Source organism: Acinetobacter sp. SM1B (assembly GCF_003289665.1).
Classification (GTDB): domain Bacteria; phylum Pseudomonadota; class Gammaproteobacteria; order Pseudomonadales; family Moraxellaceae; genus Acinetobacter; species Acinetobacter schindleri.
Window position 1 is genome coordinate 2059851 of record NZ_QMBM01000001.1, and the last position, 12367, is coordinate 2072217.

12 protein-coding genes are annotated in these 12367 nt (G+C 43.6%); 9 read left to right on the forward strand and 3 right to left on the reverse strand.

What is annotated here, in order from left to right; translation table 11 throughout:
• The first annotated feature begins 275 nt into the window (after positions 1–275).
• The 6 genes from C8322_RS09965 (at position 276) to rdgB (ending at position 7914) form a co-directional block, all read left to right on the forward strand.
• Complete coding sequence (locus tag C8322_RS09965; protein WP_111810560.1) at positions 276–2567, forward strand: TonB-dependent receptor; 2292 nt, start codon at positions 276–278, stop codon at positions 2565–2567.
• Positions 2568–3033: 466 nt separating this feature from the next.
• A complete protein-coding gene (gene leuA / locus C8322_RS09970) occupies positions 3034–4731 on the forward strand; it encodes a 2-isopropylmalate synthase (RefSeq protein ID WP_034429501.1) in 1698 nt (565 codons plus the stop codon).
• 112 nt (positions 4732–4843) lie between these two features.
• Positions 4844–6004: a homoserine O-succinyltransferase MetX gene (gene metX / locus C8322_RS09975; protein WP_111810562.1), complete on the forward strand. Its 1161-nt coding sequence runs from the start codon at positions 4844–4846 to the stop codon at positions 6002–6004.
• A complete protein-coding gene (metW, locus tag C8322_RS09980; RefSeq protein ID WP_004890183.1) occupies positions 6004–6597 on the forward strand; it encodes a methionine biosynthesis protein MetW in 594 nt (197 codons plus the stop codon). The genes metX and metW overlap by 1 nt, the downstream gene beginning before the upstream one ends.
• Positions 6594–7184: a tetratricopeptide repeat protein gene (locus C8322_RS09985; RefSeq protein WP_005220896.1), complete on the forward strand. Its 591-nt coding sequence runs from the start codon at positions 6594–6596 to the stop codon at positions 7182–7184. The genes metW and C8322_RS09985 overlap by 4 nt, the downstream gene beginning before the upstream one ends.
• 103 nt (positions 7185–7287) lie before the next feature.
• Positions 7288–7914 carry an RdgB/HAM1 family non-canonical purine NTP pyrophosphatase gene (gene rdgB / locus C8322_RS09990; protein WP_005220894.1) on the forward strand — a complete coding sequence of 209 codons (627 nt, stop codon included), beginning with the start codon at positions 7288–7290 and terminating at the stop codon, positions 7912–7914.
• A gap of 102 nt (positions 7915–8016) precedes the next feature.
• Here the strand turns inward: rdgB and C8322_RS09995 are convergent, their stop codons facing one another.
• A complete protein-coding gene (locus tag C8322_RS09995; protein ID WP_005220892.1) occupies positions 8017–8898 on the reverse strand; it encodes a hypothetical protein in 882 nt (293 codons plus the stop codon).
• 114 nt (positions 8899–9012) lie between these two features.
• Complete coding sequence (locus tag C8322_RS10000) at positions 9013–9795, reverse strand: NRDE family protein (protein ID WP_005220890.1); 783 nt, start codon at positions 9793–9795, stop codon at positions 9013–9015.
• A 94-nt stretch (positions 9796–9889) separates the two neighbouring features.
• On the opposite strand from C8322_RS10000, the gene lgt reads away from it, so the two are divergent.
• The 3 genes from lgt (at position 9890) to C8322_RS10015 (ending at position 11551) form a co-directional block, all read left to right on the forward strand.
• The gene (lgt, locus tag C8322_RS10005; protein ID WP_004813235.1) at positions 9890–10699 is read left to right on the forward strand and encodes a prolipoprotein diacylglyceryl transferase; all 810 of its coding nucleotides are present in this window, start codon (positions 9890–9892) and stop codon (positions 10697–10699) included.
• Positions 10700–10794: 95 nt separating this feature from the next.
• Entirely contained in the window at positions 10795–11184 is a 390-nt protein-coding gene (locus C8322_RS10010; protein ID WP_005220888.1) for a hypothetical protein, read from the forward strand.
• Positions 11177–11551, forward strand: coding sequence for a hypothetical protein (locus C8322_RS10015; RefSeq protein WP_005220879.1), 375 nt, complete (start codon positions 11177–11179; stop codon positions 11549–11551). Before C8322_RS10010 ends, C8322_RS10015 begins: the two co-directional genes overlap by 8 nt.
• A gap of 33 nt (positions 11552–11584) precedes the next feature.
• Here the strand turns inward: C8322_RS10015 and C8322_RS10020 are convergent, their stop codons facing one another.
• On the reverse strand, positions 11585–12130 hold the full coding sequence (locus tag C8322_RS10020) for a hypothetical protein (protein WP_004813242.1): 546 nt from the start codon (positions 12128–12130) through the stop codon (positions 11585–11587).
• Positions 12131–12367: the final 237 nt, after the last annotated feature.

Below are 12367 nucleotides of genomic sequence, written 5' to 3' on the forward strand. Positions count from 1 at the left end.
AATCATCTGCTACCACAGAGAGTCTATAAATAACAGTGCGTAAGTCCTAATATTTTATATCTCGATAATTATTATCAATTAAAACTAAACTAGACCCATATTTTATCAATTTATAGCAAAAACATAGAGTTAACCCTCCACCCTCTAACCCTTTCATCTATTTTTAAAATTGATTAAATTTTAGTCATCGCCAATATCAATTTAGAAAGGATAGCAACGATAACAATAATAATTATTATTTGCGAATCCAAACTTAAAAATAAAAAAGAACTATGATGAGCCAGATAAAATTTCGTAAAAAAATCGTTTCTTCAGCAATCATTTCTTCCCTTTCTCTTGCATCCGCACATGCAATTGCCCAAGAAAACGTGGTGCAGCTTGAAACCATCCGTCAGGAAGTGCAAATGGAATCTGTGCCAGGTTTAAAAATCGATCAGTCGGCAAATAGCAAATTTGTTGCCCCTCTCCTGGATACCCCGAAATCTGTGGTTGTGATCCCTCAGCAACTGATTGAAGATACGCAGGTTACGACCTTGGCAGATGCTTTGCGTACTGTGCCGGGGATTACCCTAGGCGCGGGAGAAGGTGGTAATCCAAATGGGGATCGACCTTTTATTCGGGGTTATAACTCGGAAAGTTCGATGTATGTGGATGGTGTACGGAATTCGACTTCACAAAACCGGGAAATGTTTGCCGTTGAGCAGGTCGAAGTTACCAAAGGTTCTGCCTCTGCCATGGGCGGCGCTGGTACTACTGGCGGCAGTATTAACCTGATTTCAAAAGTGGCGAAACAGGGAGATGCGCTGGAAGGCTCCATTGCAGGTGGCACAGATATGTATGCACGTATCACTTTAGACGCTAACGAGGACTTTGATAATGGTATGGCAGCTCGTATAGCTGTCATGGGCCATCAGAATGAAAAAGCGGGACAGCATGACGGTGCGGAATATAAACGTGCGGGTATTGCACCTAGCTTCAGTTTTGGTCTGGACAATGCAACGCGTGGTACTTTGAGTTATTACTATCTAAAAACTGATGATATTCCAGACTCAGGCATTCCCTATAACAATCCGTTTGGGGCGCCTACTGGAAATAACCCTGATAACCGGCCATTAAATGGCAATGGTAAACCGATCAACGTTAAACAAGGGCAGTATTATGGCTGGAAAGATCGTGATTTCCAGAAACAGGAAAACCAGATTGGCACCCTCAAGCTGGAACATGATCTAAATGACAATTTAACCTTTAGCAATACTGCGGTATTTAACCGTTCTAAAAATGACTACCTATGGACCAATCCTGACGATTCACGCGGAAACTTCATTTTAAATGGTAATGTCTGGGCTCGGGCCAATTCACGTATCGCAGATACCGATACCTTTACTGATTTGCTGGCTTTAACCGGTAAATTCAACACCGGTATCATCCAGCATAGCTTTAATCTGGGTGCAGAATATTCGGATCAGGATACTGAGCGTACCCAATATATTATTAACGGTCTGAATGCGACTGGCAGTTCCTATGCAGCCTGTGGTACTCCTGCCAATATTGTCTTAGGTTGGTGTACTTCTGTTGATAACCCTGACCGGAGTCCCTGGACGGGAACGATTAGTACGGATGGTGCAGACAGTTATCATATTGAGACCAAATCCAAATCGATCTACTTCCTGGACAGCATCGAACTGCATCCGCAATGGATTGTGGATCTGGGTGTGCGCTGGGATGACTATAAGACCCAGCAAATCTTGACCTATGGACGATTCAATAATGCGGTGACAGGCGCTAACAATACGCCAATTACAGCCGTTCCAGGTGATCAGCTCACCCTTGAAAATGAAGATGACTTTATTAACTATCAGGCCAGTCTGGTCTTTAAGCCAAGAGAAAATGGCAGTATTTATATCAGCTATGCCACTTCCTCAAATCCGGTTGGCATCGATGGCGGTGATGGTTCCGAAAGTATTACTGTAGCTATTGAAAATTTAAAACCGGAAAAAGTCCGTACCATGGAACTGGGGACTAAATGGGACATTCTGGAAGACAAACTCAATTTGACCGCCGCCATTTTCCGTACTGAAAAAACCAATACCCGTTCAACCGATGCTGATGGTACTACCCGTAATATTGGAGAGACTTGTGTTAATGGAATTGAGCTAGGTATCAATGGAAATGTCACTGACAAGTGGGCAATTTCTGCAGGCTACACTTATCTGGACAGTGAAATTGTTGACGATGGTACTGCTACTAATGATGGTAATCAGGTGCAGAACGTAGCAGAAAACAGTGCAACCTTGTGGACAACCTATCAGGTCATGCCTCAGCTGACACTGGGTGCCGGTGCGGTGGCAATGGACAAGGTGTATGGCAATGCTACCAATATCAAATTCGTGCCAGGTTATGTCCGTTACGATGCCATGGCGCGTTATCAGGTCAATTCAAATGTAGATCTACAGCTAAATGTGAATAACCTGTCCGACACACGTTATTTTACCAAAGCCTATTCTTCCCACTATGCCACTGAAGCAGAAGGCATCAGTGGTGTTTTAGGCCTGCATTTTAAATACTGATCTGAGCAATCTTCATGATATTAAAGGCTAGTCTAAATCCATCAAACTAGCCTTTATTTTTCGATATGAAAGATTTCATGTACGCATTGCTTAAGAACTTCTAACAAAGCTATTATATAAAGAAATATTTTAGCTTTATCGCTTAATTACAGGAAAATCCAACAAGATTAAAATAGATTAGAGAAATATTTTTCCAATTAACAACTTTATAAGAAAATCTTTTTTAAGATACGACTAAAATCCATAGAAAAAGCAAAAACTTTTCACCTTTTCTGGACTAAAATTAATCTTATAGGTTCACCATGCAGGTGTCTGGTCGATCCTGATGATCAAGACTTTAAAAAATACAGGATTGATCTTATTTATCCACACCTGCCTGTAAACGAATATATAGACAAAATCTATACTGTAGACTGAGCAACTGCTGCACCAAGCGAGTCTGCCAGGCTACCTAAGGAGCTCTCTCATGATGTTGGCTGATCCAAGTAAAAAATACCGTCGCATGTATCAACGTGTGGACTTACCAGACCGTCAATGGCCGAACAATGAAATCACTAAAGCGCCAATCTGGATGAGTACTGACCTGCGTGATGGTAACCAGGCGATCTTTGAGCCAATGAACATTGAGCAGAAGTTCAAAATGTTCCAGATGTTGGTAAAAATCGGTTTCAAACATATTGAAATCGGCTTCCCGTCTGCCTCTCAAATTGATTTCGACTTCACTCGTAAATTGATTGAAGAAGGTCATATTCCGGATGACGTCTACATCGAAGTATTGGTTCAGGCACGTGATCATTTGATTGCACGTACTTTTGAATCTTTACAAGGTGCGAAACGCGCAATCGTGCATATCTACAACTCTAACTCTCCAACCTTCCGTCAAAAAGTGTTGAACGTAGACGTTGAAGGTGCAAAACAGTTAGCGATCAATGCAGCGCAAAAAGTAAAAGAATACGCAGCAAAACAGCCTGAAACTGAATTTGTCTTCCAGTACAGTCCTGAATGTTTCTCTGCAACCGAATTAGAAGTCGCGAAAGATGTCTGCGACGCTGTGACTGAAATCTGGGAAGCATCTCCAGAAAACAAAGTGATCTTGAACTTGCCAGCCACTGTCGAAGTCTCTACACCAAACGTATATGCCGATCAGGTGGAATGGATGCACCGTAACATCGAGCGTCGTGACGGCGTGATCATTTCAGTTCACTGCCATAATGACCGTGGCTGTGGGATCGCAGCGTCTGAATTAGCAATTATGGCCGGTGCTGACCGTGTCGAAGGTTGTGTATTCGGTAATGGTGAACGTACCGGTAACGTGGACGTAGCGGCAATTGCCTTGAACATGTATACCCAGGGTGTTGCACCAGAATTAGATTTCTCCAACATCAACGAAATCATTGCGACTGTTGAAGAATGTACCGGTTTGCCTGTACACCCACGTCATCCATATGCGGGTGACTTGGTCTTCACTGCCTTCTCTGGTTCACACCAGGATGCAATCAAAAAAGGTTTCGAATTCCAGAAAAACCAAGAAATCTGGGATATGCCGTACTTGCCAATCGACCCAAAAGACTTGGGCCGTGACTACGACGCCGTGATTCGCGTGAACTCACAGTCTGGTAAAGGTGGTATCGCTTACTTGTTAGAATCGAACTACAACGTGACCTTGCCACGTCGTTTACAGATCGAATTCTCGCAAATCGTGCAGCAAAAAACCGATGAAGACGGTACTGAGATTTCAGCACAAGCGATCTGGACATTGTTTAAAGACACCTATGTTGATGCCAAAGATGCACATTACGCTGCCAAGAACTATAAATTGTCAGATGAAAATGGCAACCAGGTGATTGAGCTAGATGTTGAAGTCAATGGTGAAACTCAGCGCTTACGTGGTGAAGGTAACGGTCCAATCTCTGCGATTTTGGATGCATTACAATTGCCAATTGACGTGTTGAACTATGAAGAACGTAGCATCAGTTCTGGTGCACATGCCAAAGCCTTGGCATTGGTTGAACTTCAAGTGAAAGGTACCGGTAAATCCGCCTTTGGTGCTGGTGTCCACGACAACATTGTGACCTCTTCAATTGAAGCGATTATCGCATGTACCAACCGCCTGATTGACCAGGGTGTGTTAAGCACTGAACAGGTGATTGCTGCTGCCGTCTAGACACGGTATTAGAATTAGCGATAATTCATAGCACTAAAAAGACTTTAGAAGGATACCTGCAAATGGTATCCTTTTATTTATTCATACTAAAGATTTAAGGCGAATCATTCCCGTGTCTTTTCCAGCTGACTCAGTGGGCCTTGTTGTCCCACAAAAGTTCCAATTCGAACAGCCGTTAGAGCTTGAATGCGGTCGCATCCTCCCCCGTTTTGAACTGATGGTTGAAACTTATGGCGAACTCAATGCCGATAAGTCCAATGCCATTCTGATTTGCCATGCGCTTTCCGGTCATCATCATGCTGCTGGCTATCATCATGAAGATGATAAAAAACCAGGCTGGTGGGATGCCTGTATTGGTCCAAACAAGGCAATTGATACCAATAAATTTTTTGTGGTTGCCCTGAATAATATTGGTGGCTGTAGTGGTTCAACAGGTCCAACTTCTCCGAACCCTGAAAATGACAACCGCCCTTACGGTCCTGATTTTCCTCTAGTGACTGTACGTGACTGGGTAAAAACCCAAGCCATGCTGTCTGACCGTCTCGGTATTGATGTGTGGTATTCCGTCATCGGTGGTTCATTAGGCGGTATGCAGGCATTACAATGGTCGGTGGATTATCCAGATCGTCTGCAAAAATGTGTGATTATTGCCAGCGCACCTAAATTATCTGCACAGAACATTGCCTTTAATGAAGTCGCACGTCAGTCAATTCTGTCAGATCCGGATTTCCATAATGGCCGTTATCTGGAACATGATAGCTATCCAAAACGTGGTCTGATTCTGGCACGTATGGTCGGTCATATCACCTACCTGTCTGAAGAAGCCATGAAGCAGAAATTTGGTCGTGATTTAAAATCCGGTAAATTTATGTATGGTTTCGATGTGGAGTTCCAGGTCGAAAGCTATTTGCGCTATCAAGGTGAACAATTTAGCCGGAACTTTGATGCCAATACTTACCTGATTATGACCAAGGCACTGGATTACTTTGATCCTTCACGTGAATATCAACAGTCATTGGTAAAGGCAATGGCCCAAACCAAATGTAAATTCCTGGTGGTCTCTTTCACAACTGACTGGCGGTTCTCACCTTCACGTTCTGTTGAAATCGTAGACGCCTTAATTACCAATAATAAGCCTGTCAGCTATCTGGATATTGATGCTGAGCAAGGCCATGACTCCTTCCTGTTCCCGATTCCACTGTATGTGAAGTCATTGCGTGCCTTCCTGGGTGGTGAAGAACTGTTAAAATCAACCCCGAAGGAGGCTGTGTAATGCGTATTGATCAACAACTGGCAGAACGTTGGATTAAACCGGGTTCACGCGTCCTTGACCTGGGCTGTGGTGACGGTGAATTACTGGCTCATATGAGCAAAAAGCACAATATTCGTGCATACGGATTAGAAATTGATCAGGAAAAGATTGCAATTGCAGTCAGTCGTGGGTTAAATATCATCCAGCAAGACTTAAATCTGGGATTAAGTCGTTTTGCAGACCAGTCTTTTGACTATGTTGTCATGGCACAGGCTTTGCAAGCTGTAGATGCACCAGACGTTTTATTGCGTGATATGGTGCGAGTGGGTAAACAGGCGATTATTACTTTCCCGAACTTTGCGCACTGGAAGACTCGTTCTTTCCTGGCACTAAAAGGGAAAATGCCTGTTTCGGAAGCTTTACCCTATATGTGGTATAACACACCGAACATCCACTTATGTACTTTCCGTGACTTTGAAGCACTTTGCGCGGAAAATAACATCAAAATTATTAACCGACTCGCTGTGAATGGGAATCAACAAGGCAGCATGCTCAGCAAGCACCTCCCTAATCTGTTTGGTGAAGTCGCAATTTATCGAGTGAGCGCTCTATGAAAAAATTATTACTAAGTACGACGCTACTGGCTGGACTTTTTAGCTTTCAGGCCCAAGCAGACTATGTTGCTCCAACGCCTTCTGTCGCAAGTCAGGCCGCACAATATTCTATCATGGACATTAATAGCCTGATTAAGGCAGCGAAGGCAGGACAGCCAGGTGCACAATTCTATTTAGCAACCAAATACCAGTATGGTAAAGACATTCAGAAAGATGAACGTCAGGCTTTTGCCTGGTATAAAGCAGCAGCCGATCAAGGTCTGGCAGTTGCTCAATTGAATGTAGGCCGTATGCTGGCAGATGGTATTGGCACCAAGAAAGATGAAACGCTGGCTCGCCAGTACTTTGAAAAAGCAGCCAGCCGTGGTGATAATCGTGCCAGCTTTAACCTGGCGATGATGGAAGAGAAAAAGAAAAACTATATGGGTGCTTACCAGTGGTATGAACTCTCTACCCGTGACGGCATGCTGGACAATAAAGTGATTACTTTATCTGAAGGCAAGAAAACTGCATTGGCAGCCAACTTGACCCAGGAACAGATCCGTCAGGCACGTGATCGTGCTGACAGATGGATTCAGGCACAATAAGCTGAATGGTATAAATAGCACCTTCGGGTGCTTTTTTATTGCCGCAAATTCTTCATCCATTGCTAAAATAGTGCCCATTCTTTATCTAATAATGAGTTTTAACATGGCTGCAACTGACTGGTTATCCCAAGGCACACTGGTACTGGCAAGTAATAATAAAGGCAAGATTGCAGAATTTGAAAAGATGTTTGCAGAACTCAAACTTCCAGTTGAAGTTATTCCTCAAGGTAAGCTGCATATTGAAGACGCAATTGAAGATGGTTTGAGCTTTGTTGAAAATGCCATTATCAAGGCGCGTCATGCCTCACGTATTTCTGACAAACCTGCGATTGCTGATGATTCAGGGATTTGTGTACCAGTTCTGGGCGGTGCACCTGGGATTTACTCTGCACGTTATGCGGGTGAACATGGTGATGATGCAGCGAACAATGAAAAATTACTGGCTGACCTGAAACCACTGCGTAACGACGGTGAACCGATTGAAGGCATGTTTGTGTGTGTACTGGCCTTAGTTCAACATGCCGAAGACCCATTACCACAAATCTTCCAGGGCATCTGGAAAGGTGAGATCTTGGAAGCAGCCCGTGGTGAAAATGGCTTTGGCTATGATCCGCTGTTCTGGTTACCTGAACTGGGTATTGCGAGTGCGGAAATGAGCAAGGAAGAAAAAAATAGAATTAGTCACCGTGGTCAGGCAATGCAGCTATTTAAAGCGAGTCTGGAAAAGTAAGTTTCATCTCTCATGGCTCCCTCTCCCGTTGGGAGAGGGCTGGGGTAAGGGATTTAAAATGCATCTTATTCTCTCTCGGGGAAAAGGACTTTTCTGATATTTTTATAAACCCGGCACCAACGCATGCACCACCACTCCATATACGCCGATCAAGATCGCACTGGCAATCGTTCCTGAAGCAATATATTTCGCTGAATAACCTGTGCCTTGATAATGGGTTTCCAGTGCCACAATATTGGCTGCTGGTGGAAGCAGGAAGTACATCATTAAAACAGCATAAGTTAGTATTTGATGCTGAATTGGCAATAAGAAATAAGCACCTGCTGCCAGTCCTAAAGACAGAATAAAGCGACCACTAATCAATATTAAACTACGGGTCAAATCACTCAGCTGAATCCGGACATGACGGAGCCACATGCCTAGAATACACATGCCAGCAAAGGTCACCAGAAACTTGTTCACGGCATAGCCCCACTGAATCACTGGATGCGATTCATAAGCACTAAAATCCCAAAACGATAAAACTGCTGCAACCGTTAGTGCAATCACCGGTGGAGACTTCAGCATATTTTTAATAATGAATTGCGGTGTCTGCTTTTCAACACTCACTGCTACAACTGCACTGACATTTCCAAATAAAGAACCGCCGATATATAAGGCAACAATGGTATTTAAAGCATCAGGACCAAATAACGCCAAGGCAAAAGGAAATCCCAGCCAGACACCATTCAAATAACTAAAACATAGTGCACGTAATTTATCTTTGGAGAAAAAATAGAACAGGCCGAACAGAAACAGCGAGCTAAAGATACTAAAGCCAATCAGCCACAAGCTACCCTGCTTATAGAACACCATGTTGTAAATTATAATTAACGGGATCAGCAGACGAGCCAGTAAAGCGGCCATAAATGGACGAACCGGCTTTAAATAATGGATGCCCCAGAATCCAATCAGAAATGAGATAAGTGGTAGGAGCAGTGCCATAAAGAAGATAAAGTCAGGAGGAGTAGACAGGCTTTATCCTAGCATATCTCTATATACTCAGAAGAATGTTGTTTAAACTGATATCTTTATAAACATCATCGCCAATATTGTTATTTAGCTAATAATCGGAATAACTTGTTCAACGATCTGTCCTGCTGTTTCACCCTGCTGGGATTTTTCCAGCCACTGCCATTCATCGGTTTTCATTCGCAGGAAATTAGAACAGCGCGTGCCATACACTGGACTTTGAATAAAGGTTGAAGACAACAACTGTTCCAGTTCATGTGAAATCCCGGTCTTCGGCAACAACTCCGGAATGATCTTGCGTTCATCTTCCAGAATATCCCAGACGGCATAATAAAGATCCGACTCAGGTATATCTGGATGCTGCATCATGGGCAGGAATTCCTGGGTAAAACGCTTACGTAAGTGACGGGTTTTTTCCCAATGCTCAGTCAGCAAGCCATTGGATACCACATATACACCGTGCGCCAACACTTGCGGTGCTTCACCACGGTTGCTCATATAGACCGCCTGCTCTCGATCGCCGACAAACAGGTTAAAGCCAGCATAATCACATTGACGTTTTTCTAGTTCTTGAGCAAACCGGATAGGTGTCAATTCAGATTCCAGAAAATGCTGAATGATATGTCCACGTGAAGTTGGGTAGTTATTCTTGTCATTACCATCCCTGAAATTGGTAATCACTGCCCATCGTCCTGAAGTAGTTATACCCATCCAGGTACCACCAGACTGCAGATCCTGACCTGCAATAATTGGGCTATTTTGCCAGGCATGCAGGGCGGCTGTCGGACGCTGATAAAACTCATCCCGGTTTGAAATCAGACAAAGTGGCGTGTCATCCAGTACACGCCAGGCCAAGGCAACGATACACATAATTGATGCTCTAGATCTTTACACATTGAATGTACAACATTTTTCCCAAGTTTAGGCTAAAATCAGCACAAAACAGAAAGACAAAGGAAGATGCATGCTCAACTATCCCAATATTGATCCTGTAGCGATTTCGCTCGGGCCATTGCAGGTCCACTGGTATGGACTGATGTACCTGATGGCATTTTTATTTGCCTGGGGACTGGCGACGTATCGCGCTAAACAACGCGGCTGGACATCAGATATGGTCTCGGATTTAATCTTCTTCGGGGCGCTTGGGGTGATTATCGGTGGCCGTGTTGGTTATGTATTTTTCTACGGTTTTTCCCAGTTTCTGGCAGACCCATTGTGGCTGTTCCAGATCTGGACAGGTGGCATGAGCTTCCATGGCGGTTTCCTCGGTGTAATCCTGGCGATGCTACTCTGGTGTAAAAAATACAACATGACCTGGTTCCAGACTCTGGACTTTATCGCGCCGTGTGTACCGACCGGTCTGATGTTTGGCCGTATTGGTAATTTCATCGGCGGGGAACTGTATGGTCGTCAGGTGACTGACCCAAACTTTGCTTTTGGCATGATTTTCCCAACCGATCCACTCCAACTGGTTCGTCATCCATCACAACTGTATCAGGCACTTTGTGAAGGTCTGATTCTGTTTATTGTACTGTGGTGGTTCAGCTCTAAACCTCGCCCACGTATGGCAGTTTCTGCGCTGTTCCTGATTGGTTACGGTCTGGCACGTTTCATCGTCGAATTTTTCCGTGAACCGGACAATGGTCAATTATTTATTGGCTGGATGAGTAAGGGGCAATTCCTCAGCCTGCCAATGATTCTGATTGGCCTATGGATGATGTGGTATGCCTACCAGAAAAAAATTTATGACTGGGGTCCACAGAAAAACGTATAAGACATCCTGAACATATTGCGAGGCATCTGCCTCGCTTTTTTATATCTGAAATATGCTAAAGTGCAGATCAACTCTTTTGAATCTTCACGGTTGCCATGCTTGAATACTGGTTTAATCCGCAAATTTCTGTCATTAAAAAATTACTGATTTTTATCGTGATTGCCGTACTGACAGCAGTACTGTACTGGATAGAACCTTTACCGCTGGATGCGATTCTGATGTTCGCCGGTACTGGAATTATTTTCCTGATCTGCCGTTATTGCAAAATTCATTTTGCTGCAAAGAATCCGACAGGCTTGTTCTATCGCATACTGACCTGGATTCCAATTGCCCTATTATTGGCATTAGTCTTTATGAATATGAAGGATGGCGAGATCCTGGTTTCAGGTGGGCAGGGCATTGGCTTTATGGCGATTGCCATCTGCCTGTTTTCACCACTGTCTTTAATGCATAAAAACACGGACACTCCACCGCCTCATGCTTAATTACTGGTATTCCGAACGCTGCACACGCCAGATCAGGCTGATCATCTGTATCGCCACCTGTGCAGTGATTTATTACGCTTCTACCTTTGCAGAACTGAATACAATATTTGTCGGCATCAGTCTGGCAATTGGGATGCTGAGTCATGGCTTACGTACAGTCGCCTTGAAACTGCCTGAGCAGAATCCCTATCGGGAAGGTTTTACACGACTGTTTTTCTGCATTCCGCTGATTGCCCTGATCACCCTGTTTGGTTATCTGCCTGAACAGCACAAGATAGCTTTAGGCATTCAATGCATTGGCTTCAGCGCGGTTGGACTGTTTATCCTGTCTATTTACGGGAATCGTGCGAAACGCTTCGAAGATTGAACCATTTCGCGAATGCTACGTTTAACTTCTGGCTTAAAGGTGAGAATCCAGGCGGTAATAAGTGTATTTCACGTCAGAATTACGATAAACCGCATAACCTGACTGTCTGAAATCCGATACCCATGCAGAACCTGAGTATGCTGCAATATGCCCGTACTTATGCTTGGAAGTCCGGTCAATGATATAGATATCACCCTTTTTCGGACGGTCAAATGACAGGTTGATTTTACGGTAGCCCAATTTCTGTAAGGTGCCGCCCCAGTCAGCTGCAGCTACAGGATGATTCACAATTTTTGCACCTGAAGATTGCAAACCGATACGAATACTGCGCGCACATTTCTGTGTACTGGTACTACGGGTAATGCCTTGCAGATAACTGGTGAATTTTTCAATATTAAAACGCTGGCCATTCATCGCACTAAAAGTCTTGCGTGATTCAGAACTTGTATTACGAGCTGATTCAGAGCTGTTACGCTGAGGCTGACGTTTAGAATTTTGTCCCGACTGGGAACGAATTATGACGTTCGCTTGAACAGGAGCATGAACTTCACTCATATTCACTTGATGATCATAAATCATATTAAACCAAGTACTCCTCGCCCTTAAGCAGGCGTTCATATCTTTTGAAAGGCCCAAATACTAGCCCCATTAATGTTATTTTTCACGTTCAAAATGTAAATAAATTTATCAATATTTAACTGATTAAATGTAAACCACTATTTCGCATAGAATTATTTAAATCTAATAAGTAACAAAAATTTTTATTATTATAGGACTTACGCATTGACAGATTCAAAAAAGTATTAAAATACTTTA